Origin of the sequence: Thermophilibacter mediterraneus (assembly GCF_900119385.1) — a bacterium.
Taxonomy (GTDB): domain Bacteria; phylum Actinomycetota; class Coriobacteriia; order Coriobacteriales; family Atopobiaceae; genus Thermophilibacter; species Thermophilibacter mediterraneus.
The window spans coordinates 1058000-1081809 of record NZ_FPKO01000009.1; the positions used below are offsets into that span (position 1 = coordinate 1058000).

The 23810-nt window shown below is 67.4% G+C and carries 21 protein-coding genes; 14 read left to right on the forward strand and 7 right to left on the reverse strand.

Annotated features, from left to right (window positions below; genetic code table 11):
- Positions 1–54 precede the first annotated feature (54 nt).
- The gene (locus tag BQ7106_RS09650; protein ID WP_205407692.1) at positions 55–939 is read right to left on the reverse strand and encodes a DegV family protein; all 885 of its coding nucleotides are present in this window, start codon (positions 937–939) and stop codon (positions 55–57) included.
- A gap of 99 nt (positions 940–1038) precedes the next feature.
- Here BQ7106_RS09650 and BQ7106_RS09655 point away from each other — a divergent pair, with 99 nt between their 5' ends.
- From BQ7106_RS09655 to BQ7106_RS09695, 9 genes are all read left to right on the forward strand, one after another.
- Positions 1039–2754 carry a M3 family oligoendopeptidase gene (locus BQ7106_RS09655; protein ID WP_205407693.1) on the forward strand — a complete coding sequence of 572 codons (1716 nt, stop codon included), beginning with the start codon at positions 1039–1041 and terminating at the stop codon, positions 2752–2754.
- Positions 2755–2811: 57 nt separating this feature from the next.
- Positions 2812–3330, forward strand: coding sequence for a hypothetical protein (locus tag BQ7106_RS09660; protein WP_072374846.1), 519 nt, complete (start codon positions 2812–2814; stop codon positions 3328–3330).
- Between the two features lie 19 nt (positions 3331–3349).
- On the forward strand, positions 3350–3901 hold the full coding sequence (locus BQ7106_RS09665) for a GNAT family N-acetyltransferase (protein WP_072374849.1): 552 nt from the start codon (positions 3350–3352) through the stop codon (positions 3899–3901).
- A 941-nt stretch (positions 3902–4842) separates the two neighbouring features.
- The gene (locus BQ7106_RS09670; protein ID WP_072374852.1) at positions 4843–7089 is read left to right on the forward strand and encodes an ABC transporter substrate-binding protein; all 2247 of its coding nucleotides are present in this window, start codon (positions 4843–4845) and stop codon (positions 7087–7089) included.
- Positions 7090–7293: 204 nt separating this feature from the next.
- The gene (locus BQ7106_RS09675; RefSeq protein ID WP_072374855.1) at positions 7294–8280 is read left to right on the forward strand and encodes an ABC transporter permease; all 987 of its coding nucleotides are present in this window, start codon (positions 7294–7296) and stop codon (positions 8278–8280) included.
- 16 nt (positions 8281–8296) lie between these two features.
- Positions 8297–9961, forward strand: a complete 1665-nt coding sequence (locus BQ7106_RS09680) for an ABC transporter permease (RefSeq protein WP_072374858.1) — start codon at positions 8297–8299, stop codon at positions 9959–9961.
- A 12-nt stretch (positions 9962–9973) separates the two neighbouring features.
- Positions 9974–11206: an ABC transporter ATP-binding protein gene (locus tag BQ7106_RS09685; protein WP_072374862.1), complete on the forward strand. Its 1233-nt coding sequence runs from the start codon at positions 9974–9976 to the stop codon at positions 11204–11206.
- A gap of 1 nt (position 11207) precedes the next feature.
- Positions 11208–12233 carry an ABC transporter ATP-binding protein gene (locus BQ7106_RS09690; protein WP_072374865.1) on the forward strand — a complete coding sequence of 342 codons (1026 nt, stop codon included), beginning with the start codon at positions 11208–11210 and terminating at the stop codon, positions 12231–12233.
- Between the two features lie 6 nt (positions 12234–12239).
- A complete protein-coding gene (locus BQ7106_RS09695; protein WP_072374868.1) occupies positions 12240–12527 on the forward strand; it encodes a hypothetical protein in 288 nt (95 codons plus the stop codon).
- A 108-nt stretch (positions 12528–12635) separates the two neighbouring features.
- On the opposite strand, the gene BQ7106_RS09700 is transcribed toward BQ7106_RS09695, so the two are convergent.
- Positions 12636–13070 (reverse strand): DUF1893 domain-containing protein, encoded by a 435-nt coding sequence (locus BQ7106_RS09700; RefSeq protein ID WP_072374871.1) that lies wholly within the window; start codon positions 13068–13070, stop codon positions 12636–12638.
- A 288-nt stretch (positions 13071–13358) separates the two neighbouring features.
- Between BQ7106_RS09700 and BQ7106_RS09705 the strand changes: the two genes are divergently transcribed.
- A complete protein-coding gene (locus BQ7106_RS09705) occupies positions 13359–14132 on the forward strand; it encodes a transposase (protein ID WP_072374874.1) in 774 nt (257 codons plus the stop codon).
- A gap of 104 nt (positions 14133–14236) precedes the next feature.
- Here BQ7106_RS09705 and BQ7106_RS09710 read toward each other — a convergent pair whose 3' ends face one another.
- Both BQ7106_RS09710 and BQ7106_RS09715 read right to left on the reverse strand, forming a co-directional pair.
- Complete coding sequence (locus tag BQ7106_RS09710) at positions 14237–15241, reverse strand: GGGtGRT protein (protein ID WP_072374877.1); 1005 nt, start codon at positions 15239–15241, stop codon at positions 14237–14239.
- Between the two features lie 18 nt (positions 15242–15259).
- Complete coding sequence (locus BQ7106_RS09715; protein WP_072374881.1) at positions 15260–15994, reverse strand: iron-sulfur cluster assembly scaffold protein; 735 nt, start codon at positions 15992–15994, stop codon at positions 15260–15262.
- Positions 15995–16244: 250 nt separating this feature from the next.
- Between BQ7106_RS09715 and BQ7106_RS09720 the strand changes: the two genes are divergently transcribed.
- Together BQ7106_RS09720 and nudC are read left to right on the forward strand one after the other, a co-directional pair.
- Positions 16245–17207, forward strand: a complete 963-nt coding sequence (locus BQ7106_RS09720; protein WP_072374884.1) for a DMT family transporter — start codon at positions 16245–16247, stop codon at positions 17205–17207.
- Positions 17204–18097: an NAD(+) diphosphatase gene (gene nudC / locus BQ7106_RS09725; RefSeq protein ID WP_072374887.1), complete on the forward strand. Its 894-nt coding sequence runs from the start codon at positions 17204–17206 to the stop codon at positions 18095–18097. Before BQ7106_RS09720 ends, nudC begins: the two co-directional genes overlap by 4 nt.
- Before the next feature lie 72 nt (positions 18098–18169).
- Here nudC and BQ7106_RS09730 read toward each other — a convergent pair whose 3' ends face one another.
- The 3 genes from BQ7106_RS09730 to BQ7106_RS09740 all read right to left on the reverse strand — a co-directional run bounded on the left by BQ7106_RS09730 (position 18170) and on the right by BQ7106_RS09740 (position 20317).
- Positions 18170–18430: a helix-turn-helix domain-containing protein gene (locus BQ7106_RS09730; protein ID WP_072374890.1), complete on the reverse strand. Its 261-nt coding sequence runs from the start codon at positions 18428–18430 to the stop codon at positions 18170–18172.
- A 39-nt stretch (positions 18431–18469) separates the two neighbouring features.
- A complete protein-coding gene (locus BQ7106_RS09735) occupies positions 18470–18964 on the reverse strand; it encodes a hypothetical protein (protein ID WP_072374893.1) in 495 nt (164 codons plus the stop codon).
- A 528-nt stretch (positions 18965–19492) separates the two neighbouring features.
- Positions 19493–20317: a Cof-type HAD-IIB family hydrolase gene (locus tag BQ7106_RS09740; protein ID WP_072374896.1), complete on the reverse strand. Its 825-nt coding sequence runs from the start codon at positions 20315–20317 to the stop codon at positions 19493–19495.
- 424 nt (positions 20318–20741) lie between these two features.
- Here BQ7106_RS09740 and BQ7106_RS09745 point away from each other — a divergent pair, with 424 nt between their 5' ends.
- Together BQ7106_RS09745 and leuC are read left to right on the forward strand one after the other, a co-directional pair.
- Complete coding sequence (locus tag BQ7106_RS09745; RefSeq protein ID WP_072374898.1) at positions 20742–22277, forward strand: 2-isopropylmalate synthase; 1536 nt, start codon at positions 20742–20744, stop codon at positions 22275–22277.
- Positions 22278–22312: 35 nt separating this feature from the next.
- On the forward strand, positions 22313–23575 hold the full coding sequence (leuC, locus tag BQ7106_RS09750) for a 3-isopropylmalate dehydratase large subunit (RefSeq protein WP_205407694.1): 1263 nt from the start codon (positions 22313–22315) through the stop codon (positions 23573–23575).
- Positions 23576–23810 lie beyond the last annotated feature (235 nt).

A 23810-nucleotide genomic window follows, 5' to 3' on the forward strand; every position in this document is an offset into this window, starting at 1 on the left:
GGGACGGGGGCACTCACCGCTCCGTCCCCGCTGTCACACCCCCGTCGTCACGTGCTAGACGCGCTTCTTGCCCCAGAAGAACAGGGCCACGGTGCCGGGGCCGGTGTGCACGCCGATCGTGGCGCCGATGGGGAAGATCTCAACCTTGCCGTCCAGCTTGGGGAAGCGCTGCTCGACGAGCGCCGCGACCTCGCGGGCGTCCTCCAGGCACTCGGACTGGCTGATGTAGCACTTGCCGGAGTAGTCGAGCCCTCCCTCGGCGAGCTCCTCCATCTTCTCGACCACGCGCTTCTCCGCCTTGGCCTTGGTGCGGATCTTCTCCTTCACCGCGAGCGAGCCGTCCGGCGCCACGTCCATCACGGGGCAGATCTTGAGCATGCCGCCCACGAGGCCGGCAGCCTTGGAGATGCGCCCGCCGCGGATGAAGAACGTCAGGTCGGACGAGAAGAACCAGTGCTGGACCTCGCCCTTGTGCTCCTCGGCCCAGGCTGCGAGCTCGGCCGCGCCCATGCCGGCGTCGCGCAGCTCGGCGAGCCGGTCCATGAGCAGCCCGTAGCCCGAGGACGCCGCGAGCGAGTCCACCACGTAGACTCGCCGCTCGGGGTACTTCTCGGCGAGCTGGTCGCGCGCGGCGCAGGCGGAGTTGTAGGTGCCCGAGATGCCGGAGGAGAGCGTCAGGTGCACCACGTCGAGCCCCTGCGCGAGGTACTTCTCGAAGTGCGCGATGTAGTCGCCGGCGCTGATCTGGGAGGTCTTGGCGTCGGCACCCGCGAGCATCTTGGCGTAGAGCTCCGCGGGGGAGTTGGTGGCGCCGAAGTCGTCCTTGCAGACCTTGCCGTCGAGGTAGTAGTTGAAGTAGAGGTAGGCGATCTTGCGCGACTCGAGCCAGTCGCGCGTGACGTCCGCGGTGGAGCAGCAGCTGAGAACGTAGCCAGGCATGAAGTCTCCTCTGACGGGTACAATACCTTCTCGAATCATAGCCGAACTTCCCCGCGCGCCGCGCCCTGCGGCGCCGCGGGACGACGAGAGGAAACACGCATGACGGAGCCCGTGAAGTTCAAGGACATGCCCTACGAGCGCCCGGACCTCGAGGCGACCAAGGCCCGCTACGCCGAGCTCGCCGACCGCCTCGCCGCGGCGGCGACCCCCGAGGAGGCGGACGCCGCCTTCGTCGAGAAGGACCAGCTGGACCGCCACGTCCAGACCGCGGCGGAGCTCGTCTACATCCGTCACACCATCGACACGCGCGACGAGTTCTACGACGCCGAGTCCTCCTTCTGGGACGACGCCCAGCCCGAGCTCAGCCAGGCTTCCGACGCCTTCTCGGCGGCACTCCTCGCCACGCCCTTCCGCAGCCAGCTCGCCGAGAAGTACGGCGACCTCGTCTTCGCGCAGGCCGAGCAGGAGCGTCGCACCCTCTCCCCGGCGATCGTCGACGACATGAAGCGCGAGAACGCGCTCGCGCAGGAGTACGTGAAGCTCATCGCGTCTGCGCAGATCCCCTTCGAGGGGGGCACCTACACGCTCTCGCAGCTCACCCCGTACAAGCGCTCCGCCGACGACGCCGAGCGCCTTGCCGCCTGGAAGGCCGAGGGCGCGTGGTACAAGGAGCACCAGGCCGACCTCGACCGCATCTACGACGAGCTCGTGCGCGTGCGTGACGCGATGGGCAAGAAGCTCGGGCACGACGACTTCATCGCGCTGGGCTACGACCGCATGGGCCGGCTCTCCTACGACCGCGCCGACGTCGAGCGCTTCCGCGAGGCGGTGGTCGCCCACGTGGTCCCGCTCGCCGACAGGATCTTCCGCGCGCAGGCCGAGCGCCTGGGCGTCGAGTACCCGCTCTCCTTCGCCGACGAGACGCTCACCTTCCGCTCGGGCAACCCCGTACCGCGCGGCACCGCCGACGACGTGCTCGAGGCCGGGCGCACCTTCTACCGCGCGCTCTCACCCGAGACCGGCGCCTTCTTCGACATGATGCTCGACCGCGGCCTCATGGACGTGCTCTCCACCGAGGGCAAGGCCGGCGGCGGCTACATGACCATGATCCCCGACTACGACGTGCCCTTCATCTTTGCCAACTTCAACGGGACGCAGGGCGACGTCGAGGTGGTCACCCACGAGGCCGGTCACGCCTTCTCCTACTACATGAACACCGACAAGGTGCCCGTGACGCTCGCCATGCCCACCTCCGAGGCGTGCGAGGTGCACTCGATGTCGATGGAGTTCATGGCGTGGCCCTGGGCCGAGGAGTTCTTCGGCGACGACGCGCGCAAGTACCGCTACGCGCACCTGGCCGGTGCCATCACCTTCATCCCGTACGGGACGATGGTCGACCACTTCCAGCACGAGGTCTACGAGCACCCCGAGATGACGCCCGCCGAGCGCCACGCCACCTGGAGGCGCCTGCTCGGCATCTACATGCCCTGGATGCGCCTCGACGGCGACATCCCCTTCTACGCCGACGGCGAGGGCTGGCAGCGCCAGCACCACATCTACGAGAGCCCGTTCTACTACATCGACTACTGCCTCGCCCAGACGGTGGCCCTCGAGTTCTGGGTCATGTCGCAGGAGGACTTCGCCGGCGCGTGGGACCACTACATGGCGTACACGCGTCAGGGCGGCACGCGCGCCTTCACCGACCTGCTCGCCCACGCGGGCATGACGTCGCCCTTCGACGAGGGCTGCCTCAAGCAGATCTGCGAGCGCGCCGCGGCGTGGCTCGACTCCTACGACCTGACCGGCATCGAGTAGCGTGCAAAACGTGCAAAAGGGACAGGCACTTTTGCACTAAAGGGCGGCGAGAAGAACGTGCGCAAGAAGGAGCGCGAGCGCCTGAGCGACTTCGGGCGCGACGAGAGCGGCAAGATGGCCTACCTGGGCGACCACGTGCGGCTGGCGGACGGTCACGACCGCCGCAGGCTGCTCGCGACGCTCTGGGCGGCGTGCGGCGTCGCCACGGCGGCGGTGGTCGCGGCATCGCTCGCCAACCCGGAGGGCCTCTCCGGCTGCCCCTACGTGGTGGTGCCCTACATGCTGCAGTTCGTGACCATGGTGTGGGTGCTCTGGGGGATGGGCCGGCTCTCCGCCGCCGGCGAGCGCGTGCGCGTCTACGTGCGAGACGAGACGGTCGGCGCGCTGCCGCGGCGCTGCGTCGCCGCCCTCGCGCTGGGGCTCGTGGCGGCGGTGGGGGAGGTCGTGCTGCTGGCGACCTCGGCCACCGCGCCCGCCCCCGCCGACCTCGCGTTCCTCTCGTGCGAGGTCGTGGCCGCCGCGGCGCTCGTCGCGCTGCGCCGCGCCTGCCTCGCCACCACCTGGGAGCCCTGCTAGTCCGAGACGGAGTTCCATCATGGCAAAGGAGCAGGTGCGCTGGGAGCGCGAGGACGGCTGCGTGCTCAGGCTGGCGCGCGCCGAGGACGCGGAGGCCTACTGGGTGGGCTTCGAGCGGTTCGACCCGGAGGGGGCGCTGCTCACGGGCAGCAGGGACCATTACGAGAAGGACGAGGTCACGTCGTTCTTCCTGCGGTGCGTGGACGACCCGGACCGTCGCGACCTGCTGATCGTCTCCCCCGAGGGGGAGGTCCTGGGCGAGAGCGTGATCAACGAGGTCGACTGGGCCGCGCGCTCGGCCAACTTCCGCATCGCGCTGTTCGGCTCCGCCGCCCGGGGCCGCGGCCTGGGGTCGTGGGCCACGGCCCTCACGCGCGACTACGCCTTCGGCGAGCTCGGGCTCCACCGCCTCGAGCTCGACGTGTTCTCCATCAACCCGCGGGCCGAGCACGTCTATGCGAAGGCGGGCTTCAGGCGCGAGGGGGTCCTGCGCGACGCGATCCTCCTGCCCGACGGCAGCTACTGCGACGACGTCCTCATGGCCATCCTCGAGGACGAGTGGCGCGCGTGACCCGGGCCCGTCGGGCCGGGTCCGTTTTCTCCCGTCGGGTGGCCGAGGGGTCTGCGCGGGCGAGCAGGTCACGGCAACAAGAGGGCGCGTCTCCATTCCCGCGGTCTTCACCGGGCGCGTCGCCGCCCGGTTTCCGAAGGCGCACCGCCCTCAGGTTCCGCACATAGGTTTTCTCGACCGTTGCGCAGAGCGACCAGCGTGTGCATAGAAATCCACGCTCGTGTGCGAGCAACGTTGTTGGAGCTGTGGTGCGGAATCGGGTCGGTGACTCGAGGCGCATAGAAAACCGAGGTCGTCTGTACGCGCGGGGCCCGTGCGCATAGAAAACCGCGTCCGTATGACCGGGTGCCGTGCTCGCGGGAGGAGCTGTCGGGTCGCCCCGGGCAGCGGGGGCCATACGCGCGGGATTTTATAAGCATGGTGCGCGTCGATTTTGCAACGGCCGAGAAAAGCTAAGCGGTCGAGGGCCTTGACGCTGACGGGGTGCCGGATCCAGGATGCGAACGCCGCGGCCCCGCGATACGGGCGCGAATTCCAAAGCGCGCGCGGGCTGTCTCGCGAAACGGCCGAGAAGAACCAAGCACCGAGAAGAACCAAGCGCCGAGAAGAACCAAGCGCCGAGAAGAGCCAGGCACCGAAATGTCGCTGCGGCGCAGCCCGCGTCGCCCTGCCCCGCCTCCTTCCAGATGTTCGCGGCCTGTAACGCGAGCCGTGCGCCACGGACGTTGTTTTTGAGGCAGATTGACCGTTCACGGTAAGATTGGCTACCGTTCGCCGGAATCGAGGAAACTGGTTTGTAACCAGTGCGTGAAAGCGGCCCCTGTCATGGTCGCGTTAAGGTTTCGAGAACGTAAACTGCCATACGCACGTGCCATGGCCCGCCGAGGAGCGGGCCGCGGTCTCCGTCATCCCCACTTACACGGGAGGAAAGGTAGGGAAAGATGCTCGTTACCAGAAGGAAGATGCTCGGGCTCTCCGCCGCCACGATGGGTGCGCTGGCCCTTGCTGCCTGCGACAACTCCAGCAGCAACGGGGGGAGCGACTCCGGCTCTGACCACGAGGGGACGCTCGTCGCCTCGACCAGCGGCCTCGAGGGCAAGTTCTGCCCGCTGTTCACCGCCTCCGCCGCCGACCAGGACGTCGTGAGCTTCAACAACATCACGCTGCTCGCGGTTGACCGCATGGCCGAGCCCATCTACAACGGCATCGAGGGCGAGACCAAGGAGTACAACGGCACCGAGTACACCTATAACGGCCCCGCCAACATCGAGATGGTCGAGAACGCCGACGGCACGGTGAACTACAACGTCCAGCTGCGCGACGACCTCAAGTTCCACGACGGCTCCGACGTCACCGTGGACGACATCATCTTCACCTTCTACTCCTACTTCGACCCCACCTACGATGGCTCCGCCACCCTCTACTCCAACGACATCAAGGGTCTCGCGGCCTACCGCTCCGGCATGTCCACGCTCGCGTCGCTCATCGGCAACGCCGGCCGTGACAACACCGACTTCACCTACTTCACCCAGGAGCAGCAGGAGGCCTTCTGGGCGGCCGTCGACGACGGCGGCACCAAGTTTGCCCAGGAGATCGTCGACTACATGATGGAGAACGGCGCCACCGACGTCGCCTCCGCCGCCGCCGGCTGGGCCTATCCGGGCCTGCCCGCCGACGCCACCGCCACCGACTTCTTCGAGGCCATCGGCGCCGCCTATGACTGGAACTTCTCCGCGTGCGAGGCCGAGACCGCCGGCACCGCCCTCTCCGACCTCATCCCCGAGGACGTCTATGCCATGGGCACCCAGGGCGTCGAGACCGGCGAGGCCGCGCCGAACGTCGAGGGCATCGTCAGGGTCGACGACCACAACATGTCCGTCGTCACCAACAGCGTCGACGCCACGATGATCTACCAGCTCGGCATCAACCCGTGCTCCATGAAGTACTACGGCGACGAGTCGCTCTACGACTTCGAGAACAACAAGTTCGGCTTCACCAAGGGCGACCTCTCCAAGGCCCGCGGCCTCAACGGCAGCCCCATGGGCTCCGGCGCCTACGTCTTCGACGACTACACCTCCGGCACCGTCCACATGAGCGCCAACGAGAACTACTACAAGGGCGCCCCGAAGACCGCCCACCTCAACATCGTGGAGTCGCAGGAGGCCGACATGGTGACCGGCGTCCAGGCCGGCACCCTCGACATCTCCCAGCCCTCCTACTCCATGGAGGTCGAGGAGCAGATCAAGGAGATCAACGGCAACGACTCCACCACCGGTGACGTCATCTCCACCTTCCTGCACGACTACCGCGGCTACGGCTACATGGCCATCTCCGCCAACAAGGTCAACGTGGGCGGCGACCCCGCCTCCGACGCCTCCAAGGCGCTGCGCAAGGCCATCTGCACCGTGATCGCCCCGTTCCGTGACTCGGGCATCAGGTCCTACTACGGCGACACCGCCACCACCCTCAACTACCCGATCTCCACCTCCTCCTGGGCCTCGCCCAACGAGACCGACCCGGGCTACGCCGTGTGCTTCTCCACGGACGCCTCCGGCAACCCGCTCTACACCGACGGCATGAGCGACGAGGAGCGCATCGAGGCGGGCAAGGCCGGCGCCCTCACCTGGTTCGAGGCCGCGGGCTTCACCGTTGCCGACGGCAAGGTCACCGCTGCCCCCGCGGGCGCCAAGCTCCAGTATGAGTGCAAGATCGGCGCCGGCGGCCAGGGCGACCACCCGACCTTCATGATCCTGCAGGAGGCCAAGAACGCCTTCGCCGAGATCGGCATCGACTTCATCGTGACCGACATCGCCAACGCCTCCGACCTCTTCGCCTCCTATCAGTCCGGCGAGGCCGAGATGTGGTGCGCCGCCTGGCAGTCCACGGCTGATCCCGACATGTACCAGCTCTATCACAGCCAGGGCTCCACGAACTACTACTGCATCAACGACGCCAACCTCGACGAGCTCATCGAGGCGGGCCGCCAGACCCTCGACACCGAGAGCCGCAAGACCATCTACAAGGAGGCCATGGACATCATCCTCGACTGGGGCGTCGAGCTGCCGTGCTACCAGCGCAGCGAGTGCACCCTCGTCTCCTCCGAGCGCGTGAACATCGACACCGTCGTTCCGGACCAGTCCCCGTACTACACCTGGAAGGACGAGATCGAGAAGCTCGAGCTCAAGTAGTCTTTCTCTGATCCAACCAGATCGCGTTGGGCGCGGCAGCGAGAGCTGCCGCGCCTCGTGGTATGCTTGGGCCTTTGCAGTCCTGTAGGCTTCGAGAGACTCCCTTTCCGTGTTGGGGGACATGAGCCTGCGCCCCCGGCGCAGGAACGGGGTCTTTCGCCCTCCCGCCAAGGCGGGACAAGAGATGAGAGGAGCGTTTGCGACGTGAGAACCTATATCGTCAAGCGCATCGGAATCTCGGTCATCATTCTGCTGTGCGTGACCTTCATCATCTACGGTCTGATGCGCGCCCTGCCCCAGTCCTACGTCGAGACCATGGCGATGCAGCTCTCCCAGGCTCCGGGCGCCAAGTCCTTCGATGAGTGGATGGCGCAGCTGAACGCCCAGTACGGCCTCGACCTTCCGATGCCCATCGGCTACGTCACCTGGCTCGGTGACTTCCTGACCGGCAACTTCGGAGACTCCTGGAAGTTCAACGTGCCGGTCATCACCGAGTTCGCCAACACCATCGGCATCTCGTTCGCCATGGGCGGCATCGCCTTCGTGCTCTCGACCGTGATCGCCGTGCCCCTGGGCATCCTCGCCGCCACCCACCAGTACTCGAAGTCCGACTACATCATCTCGGCGCTGGCGCTCGCGGGCATCTCGCTCCCGACGTTCTTCTTCGCCACGCTGCTCAAGCTGATCTTCTCGGTGGGCCTTGGCTGGTTCGACCTCTACGGCCTCATGGGCCGTGACTTCGCCCAGCTCGACGCGGTCGGCCAGGTGCTCGACATGATCAATCACATGATCATGCCCGTCGTCACGCTGACGGTCATCCAGATCGGCTCGCTCATGCGCTACACGCGAACCAACATGCTCGAGGTGCTCAACGCGGACTACATCAGGACGGCGCGCACCAAGGGCCTGCCCGAGAGCAAGGTCATCTACAAGCACGCCTTCCGCAACACCTTGATCCCGCTCGTGACCGTCATCGGCGGCTCGCTGCCGGGACTGTTCTCGGGCGCGCTCATCACCGAGACCCTCTTCATGATCCCGGGCACCGGCTACACGTCCTACCAGGCCATGACGGGCGGAGACATCCCCTACACGATGTTCTTCCTCACCTTCATCGCCATCATCACGCTGCTCTCCAACCTCCTGACCGACATCCTCTACGCGGTGGTCGACCCCCGCGTCCGAATCTCCTAGAAAGGCGGGTGTACCAATGAGCAACGACAAGAACGTCAAGCCCGCCGATCAGGCCGAGGAGCAGGAGTACTCCCTCAACGACGACCGCCGCGTGAGGGTCCTCTCCCCGGGCGCCCTTATCGCCAAGCGCTTCTTCCGCAACCGTCTCGCGGTCGTCGGCCTCGTGATCCTCGTCGCGATGTTCGTCTTCTCGTTCATCGGGGGCCTCGTGAGCCCCTACGGCCAGGACCAGACCTTCAGCACCACCACCCAGCTCAACACGCAGTACGCCGGAATCACCGAGACGTCCTCGCTGCGCTACAACGCCGCGCCGGGCGCCGAGTTCGGCGCGCTCGTCCAGTCGAGTGCGAACACCGCCATCAACTCGGGTGCGACCTCCTTCGAGCGCAACGGCGTCTCGTACACGATCGAGTCCCCCGCGTCCGACCTCTACGTCATCAGCTCGGGCGGCCAGGTCGTGGCCTACGCCTCCACCAACGTGGTGAGCGTGCCCTCCGGCTCGCAGGCCCTCCCGTTCGACTTCCAGATCGCCGCCATCACGGCCATCTCGAACGCCTCCGCCACCGAGGACACCGGGGCCGACGCCCCCGAGGTCACCGAGGATGGCACCGTCGTCGTGGAGGAGGGCGGCGACGCCGCGGCGGACGCTGCGGACGCGCAGGCGGCCGGCAACACCTTCACGGTCGACGGCCAGACCTACTCCTTCGACGATTCCGGCAACGTCATGGACGCCTCCGGCACCATCGTCGCCATGGTGAGTCCGTTCGTGATCTCAGCCTCTGACGGCAACACCGCCATTCCCGACGACCTGCGCACCGCGCTGCTCACCGCCATCGAGGTCGACGCCTCCGAGGTCGACTACACCGCCGCCGACGGCTCCGAGCACACCTACACCATCACCTACGATGCCTACAGCCGCGTCTACAACGTGACCGAGACCACCTCCAACATGGTCTACGACCGCTACGCGAGCCCCTCGCCCGAGCACTGGCTCGGCACCGACGGCAACGGCATGGACATGCTCACGCGCCTCATGTACGGCGGTCGCGTGTCGCTCATCATCGGCTTCATCGTCGTCTTCATCGCCGCGGGCCTGGGCGTCATCATGGGCGGCATCTCCGGCTACTTCGGCGGCTGGGTCGACAACCTGATCATGCGCATCGTCGACATCTTCTATTGCCTGCCCTCGATGCCGATCATCATCATCCTTGGCTCGGCGATGGACGCCATGCGCCTCGACCCGTGGGTCCGCATGATCTACCTCATGCTCATCCTGGGCTTCCTGTCCTGGCCCTCGATCGCGCGCCTCGTGCGCGGCCAGATCCTGTCGCTGCGCGAGCAGGAGTTCATGCTCGCCACCGAGGCCACGGGCATCTCGGTGCCCCACCGCATCATTCGCCACCTCATTCCCAATGTCATGCCCCAGCTCATCGTGTCCTGCACCATGAGCCTCGGCTCCACGATCATCATGGAGGCCACGCTGTCGTTCCTCGGCCTCGGCGTCAAGTTCCCGTTCGCCTCGTGGGGCAACATCATCTCCGACGTCAACAACGCCTTCGTCATGACCAACTACTGGTTCATCTGGATTCCCGCCGGCATCTGCCTCATGCTCGCGGTTCTGGGCTTCAACTTCGTGGGCGACGGCCTGCGCGACGCCTTCGACCCCAAGATGAACCGATAGGGAGGGTAGCCAATGTTTGGATCCGACAAGAAGAAAGAGGCGGGCTACCTTTCCGCCAGGGAGTCCCGGAAGATCTCGAAGGAGAACCGCAAGATCACCGAGGGCTACGAGAAGCTGCGCAAGCGCAAGAACGTCGATGCGTCCGAGTACGCGTGCGAGATGGTCGACCCGGCCAACGCCGTCGAGTTCGATGACGTGCACACCTACTTCTTCACCGACACGGGCGTGGTCAAGTCCGTCGACGGCGTGACCTACAACGTGCCCGTGGGCAAGACCGTGGGCGTGGTGGGCGAGTCGGGGTGCGGCAAGTCCGTCACCTGCCTCTCGCTCATCCAGCTGCTGCAGCGCCCGCAGGGCCAGGTCACCGGCGGCTCGATTCGCCTCAACCTGGGCGACCATGCCATCGACGTGACCAAGGCCCCCGAGGAGGCCATGCAGAAGATCCGCGGCTCCGAGGTCTCGATGATCTTCCAGGAGCCCATGACCTCCCTCAACCCGGTCTTCAAGGTGGGCGAGCAGATCGAGGAGGTCATCGCCCTCCACGACGGCAAGGACTGGTCCGCCGAGCAGATTCGCGCCCGTGCCATCGAGATGATCGAGACCGTGGGCATCGCCAACTCCGAGGGCGTCTACGGGATGTACCCGCACGAGCTCTCGGGCGGCATGCGCCAGCGCATCATGATCGCCATCGCGCTGGCCTGCAACCCGCGCATCATCATCGCCGACGAGCCCACCACCGCCCTCGACGTGACCATCCAGGCGCAGATCCTCGACCTTCTCCGCTCCCTCAAGGAGAAGATCAACTCCTCGATCATCCTCGTCACCCACGACCTCGGCGTCGTGGCCGAGATGGCCGACTACGTCGTGGTCATGTACGCCGGCCGCATCGTCGAGAAGGGCACCGCGGAGGAGATCTTCGACCACCCCGCCCACCCCTACACCATCGGCCTCATGGCATCCAAGCCCGTCGTGGGCAAGAAGGTGGAGCGCCTCTACTCCATCCCGGGCAAGGTCCCCAACCCGGTCGACATGCCCAACTACTGCTACTTCAAGGACCGCTGCGAGCTCTGCGTCAAGGCGTGCGACGGCGAGTACCCGCACATGGTGCGCCTCTCTCCCACGCACGAGGTGAGCTGCTACCGCTACTACGGCAACGCGACGGCGGCCGCCGCCAACGAGACCGCCGCGGTGCTCGACGAGATGATCGCCAACGGCGAGACCGAAAACCAGATGGGGGAGGACTAACATGGCTTCCACGAACACGACGGTGGACGTCGCGTCCACCCAGGCCTCGGCCTCCGACGACATCATCCTCGAGGTCAACGACCTCAAGAAGTACTTCCCCATCAAGGGGGGCATCTTCAACCGCGTCCAGGGCTACGTGAAGGCCGTCGACGGCGTTTCGTTCAAGCTGCGCCGCGGTCACACGATGGGCCTCGTGGGCGAGTCCGGCTGCGGAAAGTCGACCACGGGACGCACGATCCTTCGCCTTGCCGGCGAGAAGACCGGTGGCGACGTGCTCTTCAACGGGCGTGAGGTGTACAGCCTGAGCCCCAAGGAGATGCACGAGATGCGCACGAAGATGCAGATCATCTTCCAGGACCCGTACTCGAGCCTCAGCCCGCGCCTGCCGATCTCCGAGATCGTCGGCGAGGCCGTGCGCGAGCACAACCTCGTCCCCAAGGACCGCTTCGACGACTACATCGACCGGGTCATGGAGGACTGCGGCCTGCAGCCCTACCACAAGATGCGCTACCCGCACGAGTTCTCCGGCGGTCAGCGCCAGCGCATCTGCATCGCGCGCGCCCTGGCGCTCAACCCCGAGTTTATCGTCTGCGACGAGCCGGTCTCGGCCCTCGACGTGTCCATCCAGGCGCAGATCATCAACCTCCTGCACGACCTGCAGGAGAAGCGCGGGCTCACCTACCTCTTCATCAGCCACGACCTCTCCGTCGTCGAGCACATCTCCGACGCGGTGGGCGTCATGTACCTCGGCGGCATGGTGGAGTACGGCTTCACCGCCGACATCTTCAAGAACCCGCTGCACCCCTACACCAAGGCGCTCTTCTCGGCCATTCCCATCCCGGACCCCAAGGCCAAGCAGAACCGCATCGTGCTCGAGGGCTCCATCCCCTCGCCGGCGAACCCGCCCAAGGGCTGCAAGTTCCACACGCGCTGCCCGTTCGCCAAGGACTGCTGCCGCGAGGTCGCGCCCGAGCAGAGGGAGCTGGAGCCGGGTCACTTCGTCTCCTGCCACCTCTACGACGAGTAGCGACCCGTGGCTCGCAGGAAGCACACGGACGACCTCGAGGACGACGGCCGCGTCATCGCCGACATGTCGGCGGTGGAGCGGCCGTCGCTCATGGGGCGGCAGCCCGTGCGCCGCTCGCCCGACGAGCCGGCGCGCGAGGGCCGCGGGGCCCGGCGCCCCAAGATCGCGCTCACCACGAAGGAGCGCGTCTGGCTCGCCCTGGGGGCGATGAAGGCCGGCTTCGTCGTGAGCATGGTCTTCGTCGCGTTCATCGGCGCCATCATCCTCGTCCTTCTCGCCCTCTGGACCTCATGACACTGACGTCAGGTTATAGTGTCAAGCCAGGCCATGGGCTCAACGAAGCGGCGGCGAGAAGAACCGTCTTCTCGCCGCCGCTCGTGTAACGTGCGATGTGGGCCAGGACTAGAGGCTGAGCCCCATCTGCGCCGCGGTGTCGTTCAGAACGCCGACCGCCTCGTAGGGCTCCCACACGTTGCTGACGGAGGAATCCATGGGGCACTGGCCGGTCTTCGCGCGGTTCTGGATGTGACGGACGAGCGTGTCGTAGCTCGTGGCGATGCCGGAGCACAGCAGGACGGCGCGGCCGGTCCAGGACATGACGGGGGAGAAGACGGCCTCGGGACCGAGGACGGCGTAGAGCAGCGCCGGGGCCTTGCCCACGACCTTGTCAGCGACGGAGAAGCCCCTGAGGCTCCTGCCCTCCCTGATCATGCGCAGCAGCGGCCTCACGCCGCGGTCGGTGCAGGTGTAGATCTCGTCTCCGCGGACCGCCACGAGGGTGGCGTCCTTGTTGGCGATGAGCAGCGCGCGCGCGAGGTCGAGGTCGGTGGCTTCCATGCTTCAATCCTCCCATTCCGTGGGTGAATTTCGATCAGCTTGGCACTCTACCATATCGACGTGACGCGACAAGACCGTTCGCCGAAATCGATATCACACGCCGTCGCCCCGACTTGACACTGGGTCAGGTCATAGTGTCAACCTTACGTGCAACCTCCGGTCTGCTGACATGACGCTGACATCAACCATTCAAACTACAAAAGCTGAAAATTGTAGACATAACGTAACCCTTGACAATCCAAACATATTTGGGAAGAATGCCCCCAACGGAAGGAAGGGGGTCGAGTCATGGCAACGGGAGGCAGGGTCCGGGCGGCCTCGGGCTACTATCACGTGGTTACGCGCGGCAACGGTAGGCAGAGGATCTTCGAGGACGACGGCGACAGGCGCGCCTTTGTCGAAACGCTCGGGAGGTTTGCGGCAGGCGACGGTGTCGCGGTCATCGCATGGTGCCTCATGGACAACCACGTGCACCTCGTCCTTCGGGACGAGCGTGCCATGCTGAGTGCGACCATGCAGAAGACGCTCACGACCTACTCTCGGAGGTTCAATCGCCGGGAGCGGCACGTCGGGCACGTGTTCCAGGCACGGTTCGACAGTCGCACCATAGAGGACGACGCCTACCTGCTCGCCGCCGTGAGGTATGTCCACCTCAATCCCCAGCGGGCGGGCATATGCGCCGCGAGCGATTACGAGTGGAGCAGCTACGGCGAGTACGTGGGCGATGTCGACGGCATCACCGACACCGGGGTCGTCCTGGAGATGGTCGGCGGAGTCGAGGGGTTCGTGCGCCTGTGCGGCGATGCGGGCGGCGGGGTGGCCCCCTACGCGCCGCGCACGCTGTGCGGGAGCCCGGACGAGGTGCACTCGCTCGCCGTGTCGGCGCTCGCTGACGCAGGTCTCGCGACGCCGAGCGTGGTCAAGGGAATGCGGCGAGAGGAGAGGGACCTCGCGCTGCGCACGCTTCGCGCCGCGGGGCTCTCGATTCGGGAGATCGAGCGCGAGACTGGCGTCGGGCGGGGAACCGTGTACAACGTGACGCGGGGGTGCGCCGGGAGTTGACGCTATAACCTGACGCCAGTGTCAAGCTGGCACGAAAACGGGCCGCCACCCGGGGGTGACGGCCCGTAACGTGACAGTTTACCCTGTCACCTTTGTCATCATCGCTACTCGTTGAGAGCGGCGTTGACGGCGACGGCGCAGGCGACGGTCGCACCGACCATGGGGTTGTTGCCCATGCCGATGAGGCCCATCATGTCGACGTGCGCGGGCACCGAGGAGGAGCCAGCGAACTGGGCGCTGGAGTGCATGCGGCCCATGGTGTCGGTCATGCCGTAGGAGGCGGGGCCGGCGGCCATGTTGTCCGGGTGCAGGGTGCGGCCGGTGCCGCCGCCGGAGGCAACGGAGAAGTACTTCTTGCCGGCGAGCACGCGCTCCTTGAAGTAGGTGCCGGCAACCGGGTGCTGGAAGCGCGTCGGGTTGGTGGAGTTGCCGGTGATGGAGATGTCCACGTTCTCGTGCCACATGATGGCGACACCCTCGCGGACGTCGTCAGCGCCGTAGCAGTTGACCGCGGCGCGCGGGCCGTCGGAGTACGGGATGGTCTCGACGACCTTGAGCTCGCTCGTGAAGTAGTCGAACTGGGTCTTCACGTAGGTGAAGCCGTTGATGCGGGCGATGATCTGGGCGGCGTCCTTGCCGAGGCCGTTCAGGATGACGCGCAGCGGCTTCTTGCGGGCCTTGTTGGCGTTGAGCGCGATGCCGATGGCGCCCTCGGCGGCCGCGAAGGACTCGTGGCCGGCCAGGAACGCGAAGCACTCGGTGTCGTCACCGAGGAGCATGGCGCCCAGGTCGCCGTGGCCCTTGCCGACCTTGCGGTCCTCGGCGACGGAGCCGGGAACGCAGAAGGCCTGGAGGCCCTCGCCGATCAGCGCGGCGGCCTCGGAGGCGTTCTTGGCGCCCTTCTTGATGGCGATGGCGCAGCCGCAGACGTAGGCCCACTTGGCGTTCTCGAACGCGATGGACTGGACGCCCTCGACGATCTCGCGCGGGTTGACGCCCTTGTCGAGGCAGATCTGCTCGGCCTCCTCGAGGGAGGAGATGCCGTTCTCAGCGAGCACCTTGTTGATCTTGTCGATGCGGCGCTCATAGCCCTCAAACGAAACTGCCATTTGGTCTTCCCTCCCTTTCTACTCGTGAACCGGGAACACGGACGCGACGGTGTGGGTCTCCTCGTCGGTGCGCGGGTCGATGTACTTGGCGGCGTTGTCCCACTGGCCGTAGTGGCCCATGGCGCCGGCGATGGCGTCCTCGGGGGACTTGCCGTTCTTGAGAGCGTCGGTGAACTTGCCGAGGTTCAGGAACTCGAAGGCGACGATCTCGTTCTTGTCGTTGAGCGCCATGCGGGTGACGTAGCCCTGGGCGAGCTCGAGGTAGCGGGCGCCCTTGAGCTTGGTGCCGAACATGGTGCCGACCTGGGAGCGCAGGCCCTTGCCGAGGTCGTCGAGGGAGGCGCCGACGGGCAGGCCGTCCTCGGAGAAGGCGGTCTGGCTGCGGCCGTAGACGATCTGGAGGAAGAGCTCACGCATGGCGACGTTGATGGCGTCGCAGACGAGGTCGGTGTTCAGGGCCTCGAGGATGGTCTTGCCGGGAAGGATCTCGGAGGCCATGGCCGCGGAGTGGGTCATGCCCGAGCAGCCGAGGGTCTCGACGAGGCACTCCTCGATGACGCCCTCCTTGATGTTGAGGGTGAGCTTGCAGGCACCCTGCTGGGGCGCGCACCAGCCCACGCCGTGCGTGAGGCCGGAGATGTCCTTGATCTCCTTGGCCTGAACCCACTTGCCCTCCTCGGGGATGGGCGCGGGGCCGTGATATGCGCCCTTGGCGACGGGGCACATATTCTCGACTTCTGCGGAATACTGCATGTAGTGCTCCTCTCCGTTAATCTCATGCCGGTGCCATGTGCCGGCGCGAAAGCCGATCCCCTCAGATCGGCGAGAGCCACGTTCGGCCAGACGGCCGAACCCCCTATAGTTTACGGCAAATCGCCCCGGCGCGCGGTCTGTGGGCGCGCGTTTTTTCAGGCGCGGCGGCCCGCCCCGCGAGGCACCTGGGCGTTCCCGGGCGGCTGGTATAATCGCGCTGCGTCGGGCTCATCGGGGGACGGGGGCGCTTATGGCGGACAGGTCGGGTGCGCGCGGCGGGCGCGACGCGGACGCGGTGCCGCAGTGGGCATGGAAGGTCGCCCTCGCGGCGTGCGCCGCCATCTGGGGCGGCTCGTTCGTCGTCATGAAGGACACGCTCGACGCCATCCCCCCGGCATGGCTCATGGGCATCCGCTTCCTCGTCTCGGCCCTCGTCGTGGGCGCGCTCTTCCGGCGCGCGCTTCGCGACAGCCTCGACGCGAGCCACCTCGCGGCGGGAGCGGTCCTGGGCGTCGCGTCCGGCGCGGCCTTCGTCGTGCAGAACGTCGGCCTGAGCGACACGACCCCGGGCAGAAACGCCTTTCTCACCGCGACGTACTGCGTGATGGTTCCCTTCATCAACTGGGCGCTCACCCGTCGGCGACCCGGGGGAGGCTCCGTCGCCGCGGCGCTGCTCGCCGTCGTCGGCGTGGGGCTCGTGGCGCTCGGGGACGACCTCTCGCCCGTCATGACGGGCGGGGACTGGCTGACGCTCGTGGCGGCGCTCCTGTTCGCCGTTCACATCGTGCTCGTCGCGCGCTTCTCGTCGGCGCACGACGTGATGACGCTCACGGTGGTGCAGCTCGCGACGAGCGCCGCGCTCGCGCTCGTGACCGCGGTCGTCTGCGAGGACCCTCCCGACCCCGCGGTCTTCTCGTCCCCGGACGTGTGGCTCTCGCTCGCGTACCTGGTGCTGCTCTCGTCGTGCGTGTGCATGGTGGTCCAGAACCTCGGGCAGGCGCACGTGCCGCCCGCCCAGGCGTCGCTGCTGCTCTCGCTCGAGAGCGTCTTCGCCGTCGCGTCGAGCGTCATCTTCTATCATGAGGCGGTGACGCCGAGGGTCGCGGCGGGCTTCGGCACGATCTTCGTCGCGGTGCTCGTGAGCGAGCTCGGCTCGCGGCCCGCGCGCCCGCGCGACGCGCGCGAGGGAAACGGGGGACAGGGGGAGCCATGATCCAGGAGGTCGGTCCCGAGCACGTCTTTGACAACCGCTTCGAGCCGCACGAGTGCGGGCTCGACGACTACGTGCTGCACTACGCGCAGGGCGGCTGCCTGGCCCGCGTCACGCACGTGGGCGGCGCCGACGCCGACGCGGGCGACTCCGGCGAGGAGGTCGAGCTCCCGACGCTCGCGGACCTCCCGCGCCCGCCCGCCCGGCTGACCTACGCATTCTCGCTGGGGGAGCGCCGCTTCTTCCTCGCGCTCGACGACTCCGTGAGCGCCCCGCGGGGCTTCGCCTACGCGCCGGTGAGCTGGCTGCGCCGAGCCGAGCCCCAGCACCTGCTCTTCGCCGTCGCAACCGGCTCGCAGCTCGACCGCTGGTACCGCGCCAACCGCTTCTGCGGCCGCTGCGGCGCCCGCACCGAGCTCGCGCCGCGCAGCCGCGAGATCGTCTGCCCGGAGTGCGCCGCCGTCGTCTACCCCAAGATCTGCCCCGGCGTGATCTGTGCGGTGACCTGGTGCGACGGTGACGACGAGCGCATCGTGCTCACGCGCTACGCCGGCCGCACGACCGCGCTCTGGGCGCTCGTCGCCGGCTTCACCGAGGTCGGCGAGCCCCTCGAGGACACCGTGCGCCGCGAGGTCATGGAGGAGGTGGGCCTCGCCGTGAAGAACCTGCGCTTCTACAAGAGCCAGCCGTGGAGCTTCACGGACACGCTGCTCGTGGGCTTCTGGTGCGAGGTCGACGGCGACCCCGCGATCACGCTCGACCGCACGGAGCTCAAGGAGGCGCGCTGGTTCAGCCGCGCGGAGATCCCCCTCGAGCGCACGGGGGACCGCACGAGCCTCACCGGGGAGATGATCGAGCGCTTCCGCCTCATGGGACGTGCCGCCTGGGCATAGTTCCCGGGCGGCACGTCGGACCCCTCGGCGGGCTCGTTTGCGGGCGTGCGGCGGAGCGCTTCCGCCGGGGCGCTACTCGTAGTTGCGCTCGCGGATCTCGCCGATCTGGCGCTGGGCGGAGGCCTCCTCGGGCGTGAGGTAGTCGATCAGGTCGCCGGGCTTGCAGTTGAGCACCTGGCAGAGCGCCTCGAGCGTCGAGAACCGCATGCCGCGGATGTGGCCGTTCTTGATGTTCGAGAGGTTGACCGTGGAGGTGCCGACGCGCCTGGCAAGCTCCGTGGACGTGATCTTTCTTTCGGCCATGACACGATCGAGACGCATGATGATGGGCACGATTCACCTCCGGGACAGCGTATATTACGTCACAGCATACTAGAGAAACGCGTCGGAGTCCTCCTTGAGTGCGGCTCCATATCGAATGAGCACCGCGAGGCAGACGAGGAAGACCATCATCACCACGTTGACGGGGTCGACCGAGGGTCGCGCCGCGTCCGCCGTCGGCAGGCCGGCGGCGTCGAGCGCCCATCGGGCGACGAGGGGCAGCGCGACGTCGAGGACGCTCTTCGCCGCGATCGCGAGGGACGCGGCGAGGAGGCGCACCCGCTGCGCGCGCCCGAAGGGGGCGCCCGTGCCCCCCACGTGGCGCAGGAACTCCGCGAGAAGGACGGTCGCGGCGACGAGGGGGAGCTCGGACACGGCCTCCGGGACCAGGGCTGCCGCCGCTCGGGGCCCATGCGCGGAGACTCCCCCGACCGTGCGCGCCAGGACGAGGGCGACGACGAGGGCCGAGACGGCGTAGAGCGCGACGGAGCCGACGCGCGACCAGCGGCGGGCGCTGCGGTAGTTGCTGGTGAGCTCTTCGGGCATGGTTACCTCCGTAATCTGGGCCGTCGCGGCGCGCGACGCCCGGGCGCGACGGCCACGGCCGGCGCACGTCCGGGGTCGGGCGTCGCCCGACGGGTCATGGGTGATGTGGGTCGGGATGGGGCGCCTCACGGCTCGCGACGGCGCGTGGGCGTCTCGCGCGCGTCCGTGGCGCGCGGCGGCCCCTGCGAGCGCCGCGCGGGCGTCGGCGCCCCGCGCGCTCGACGCGATGCGGCCAGCTGCGCGTACCCAGAGATACTCATGTCATCCCCCGACTGTTCAGGTATCTGTAAATACGCTACGAGAAATAATAGGGGAGGGGGGAGCCGCCGGATCGCTCGGTGCCGTCAGCGGTAGCACTGATACCGTAAATGGTTAAAAGATAATATTTAGCTTACAGGATATTATCAACCATATGTTTAAACAAGTCATGCGCCCACGTGCGACCCGTAATCACAATCTCACGCGCAGGCGCAGCTTGAGTTTCTGAAAACCGATGACTGGGGGAGGGAAGGCCGTGCGCGCTCGCCGCTACGAGCGCCCCAGCACGAAGCGCTCGATCGCCTCGGCGACGGCGCCGGCGTTGTTGTCGTCCGCGCAGACGTAGCCGGCGGCGGCCTTCGCCTCGTCGGTGGCGTTGGCGACCGCGACGCCGAGTCCCGCCGCCCGGATCATGGGGACGTCGTTGGAGTTGTCTCCGATCGCCATGGTGTCTGCGCGGTCGATCCCGAGGCGCTCGGCGAGCGCGAGCAGGCCCGTCCCCTTGTTGACGCCCGGGGCGTTGAATTCGAGGTAGCGGTTGGAGGAGTAGACGACGTCGAGGCCCCGCGTGGCCCCCGCGTCGGCGAGCTCCCGCTCGATGCCGCCGAGCTCGGTCATGTCGAGGCTCATGTAGAGGATCTTGACGACCGGACGCCCCTGCGCGAAGGCGAGCGTGGGGTCGTGGGTCTCGACGGTCCTCATGCGCTTCTCGAGGTAGGCGCGCTCGGAGGGCACGAGGTTGTGGACGTAGACGCAGTCGAGCAGGTAGACGTGGGTGCACAGGCCGCGCTCGACGCCGAACTCGTAGAGGCGCTCGGCCGTCGCGGGGTCGAGCGAGCAGCTGGTGAGCGGCTTCATGTCGGCGTTCTCGGTGATGACGCCCCCGTTGAACGAGAGCACGTACTCGTCCCTCGCCCCCGCGAGGCCGAGCTCCTCGAGCGTGGGCGTGACGGAGCCGAAGGGCCTGCCCGTCGAGGGGACGAAGCGCACGCCGAGGCCGCGCGCCTCGGAGATGGCCGCGCGCACGCGCTCGGGGACGCGACCCTGGTCGTCGAGCAGCGTCTCGTCGAGGTCGCAGGCAATGAGCTTGTACATGGATCTCCCCTCTTCGGCGTTGACGGGGCCATTGTATCGGACGTCCGCCGCGAGCGCGCCGCCGCCCGCGGATTGGATTGTTTCCGACCAGATACCATTCCGCCCGCGAGCGTCCCATCTATGCAATAGTGCGCATCAGCCGCGCCCGTCGGGGGCGCGCGAGGCGCGAGGGGGAAGCATGGCATGGCACGAGGCTGCAGACGTTCGAGTCGACGGACGCGCGACCGCGCCCGCTCTTCTCGCCTGCCGTCGCCTGTCGCTGGCCGCCCATGACCTACTCTCGCTAGCGAGCGCGCGCTAGGCCCGTCCACACGCCCGGCGCGCGCGTCTGTGCCGTCGCCCCCCATGGGGACGCGGCCTTTTTCTTGCAGCCTCCGTTGCGTGCCTGAGGTCCGCATGCGCTCCGAGAAGAAAGGCTCCCACCATGACCAGGAAGATTCATATCTTTGACACCACGCTGCGCGACGGCGAGCAGTCGCCGGGCGCGTCCATGAACACCGAGGAGAAGCTCGTCATCGCCCAGCAGCTCATCCGCATGGGCGTCGACGTCATCGAGGCCGGCTTCCCGATCTCGTCGCCCGGGGACTTTCGCTCCGTGCAGGAGATCGGCCGCCTGGCGGGCGACGACTGCGTGGTCTGCGGCCTCACGCGCGCGGTCGAGAAGGACATCGACCGTGCGGCCGAGGCGCTCGCCTGCGCCAAGCGCCCGCGCATCCACACCGGCATCGGCGTCTCGCCCTCCCACCTCAGGGAGAAGCTGCGCATCACCGAGGAGGAGTGCATCGAGCGCACCATCCACTGCGTCGAGTACGCCAAGCGCTACGTCGAGGACGTCGAGTTCTACGCCGAGGACGCCGGCCGCTCCGATCAGGACTTCCTCATCCGCGTGATCCAGGCCGCCGTCAACGCCGGCGCCACCGTCGTCAACATCCCCGACACCACCGGCTACTCCATGCCCGAGGACTTCGGGGCGCGCATCAAGAGCCTCTGCGATAACGTCATCGGCATCGAGAACGTCATCATCTCCGTGCACACCCACAACGACCTGGGCATGGCCACCGCCCTCGCCCTCCAGGGCGTCAAGAACGGCGCCCGCCAGATCGAGTGCACGATCAACGGCCTGGGCGAGCGCGCCGGAAACACCGCGCTCGAGGAGGTCGTCATGGCCATCAAGATGCACGGGGGCGAGCTCGACGCGCACACCGACATCGTGACCACCGAGCTCACCCGCGCGAGCCACCTCGTGAGCCGCATCACGGGCATGAGCGTCCAGGCCAACAAGGCCATCGTCGGCGCGAACGCCTTCGCGCACTCCTCCGGCATCCACCAGGACGGCGTCCTCAAGGCGCGCGACACCTACGAGATCATCGACCCCGCCGACGTGGGCGCGGCGGGCTCCGAGATCATCCTCTCGGCGCGCTCGGGCCACGCGGCGCTGCGCCACCGCCTCGGCGAGCTGGGCTACACCTTCGAGGACGCCGAGTTCGATGAGGTCTACCAGCGCTTCCTCGAGATCGCGGACCAGAAGAAGGAGGTCTACGACGAGGACCTCGAGTCGATGGTCCAGGAGCGCCAGCGCGACGTGGCGGCCGTCTACACCCTCGACGCGCTCCAGGTGAGCTGCGGCGACCCGCTGATTCCCACGGCCACGGCAACGATCAGCGACGAGCTGGGCGTGGCGCACGTCGTCGCGGCGACCGGCACCGGCCCCGTCGACGCCGCCTACCAGGCCATCGACAAGATCGTGGCGGTCCACGGCGACCTCGCTGAGTTCTCCGTCAAGGCCGTCACCCGCGGCATCGACGCCATCGGCGAGGTCACGGTCCGCATCACGGCCGACGACGGCAAGGTCTACACCGGGCGCGGCGCCGACAACGACATCATCGTCTCGAGCGCCAAGGCGTACGTGAACGCCATCAACCGCATGATCCAGACCACCCGCTCCCGGGAAGGCAAGTAGCCGACACACCCGCCGCCCTCGCAGAAGGAGGAGACATGGCACGTCCCATGACCATGGCCGAGAAGATCCTCGCCGCCCACGCCGGCCTCGAGGAGGTCGTCCCCGGGCAGCTCGTCGAGTGCGACCTCGACCTCGTGCTCGCCAACGACATCACGGCCCCCATCGCCATCAGGACCGTGCGCGAGATCGGCGCCGGCGTCTTCGACCGGTCCAGGATCTGCCTCGTGCCGGACCACTACGCGCCCAACAAGGACATCAAGAGCGCCGAGCAGACCAAGGTCACGCGCGACTTCGCCCACGAGTACGAGATCGAGCACTACTTCGAGCAGGGCTGCATGGGCATCGAGCACGCGCTGCTCCCGGAGCGCGGCATCGTCGTGCCCGGCGACCTCGTGATCGGCGCCGACTCACACACCTGCACCTACGGCGGCATCGGCGCCTTCTCCACGGGCGTCGGCTCCACCGACGCCGGCGTGGGCATGGCCACCGGCCGCGCCTGGTTCAAGGTGCCCGAGACCATCCGCATCGTCATCGACGGCGAGCTGCCCGCGGGCGCCTCCGCCAAGGACGTCATCCTCTACGTCATCGGCCAGATCGGCGTGGACGGCGCGCTCTACTGCGCGATGGAGTTCGCCGGCTCCACGATCGAGGCGCTCTCGGTGGAGGGGCGTCTCACCATCGCCAACATGGCCATCGAGGCGGGCGGCAAGGCGGGCCTCTTCGAGGTGGACGAGAAGTGCCGCGAGTACGTGAGCCGCCGCAGCACGCGCGCGTACGTGGAGTACCACCCGGACGCCGACGCCGCCTACAGGCAGGTCATCCACATCGACGCGGCCGACATCGAGCCCTGCGTCTCCTGGCCGCACCTGCCGAGCAACACCCACCCCGTGGCGGAGAGCCGCCACATCAAGATCGACCAGGTCGTGATCGGCAGCTGCACCAACGGCCGCATCGAGGACATGCGCGCGGCGGCCGAGGTGCTCTGCGGCCGCACCGTCGCCGACGGCGTGCGCTGCATCGTCATCCCGGCCACCCAGGGCGTCTGGCTGCAGTGCGTCCACGAGGGCCTGATGGACATCTTCATCAACGCCCACTGCGTGGTGTCCACGCCCACGTGCGGCCCGTGCCTGGGCGGCTACATGGGCATCCTCGCGGCGGGGGAGCGCTGCGTCTCGACCACCAACCGCAACTTCGTCGGGCGCATGGGCGACCCCACCTCGGAGGTCTACCTGGCGAGCCCGGCCGTCGCGGCCGCCTCGGCCGTCGCCGGTCACATCGCCCTGCCCTCGGATTTGTAGCCTCTCTGGGTGGCCGAGCTTGTCGCCGTGCTCAAACAGCTTTGGCGCAAAGGGCGCGCCTGCAGAACTGCGCGCGGCAACAAGCTCGGCCATCTCGCGCTTCCATCCAGGCGGAGGAGGTCCCGCGACGGCGCGGTCCGCAAGGCAGTTCCTCTTACCGTCTGGTTTACCTGCACGTTTTCGCGGGGTCATGGGTCATGCCCCGCGCGCAGTTTTGCGCAGCAACTGTTTGAGC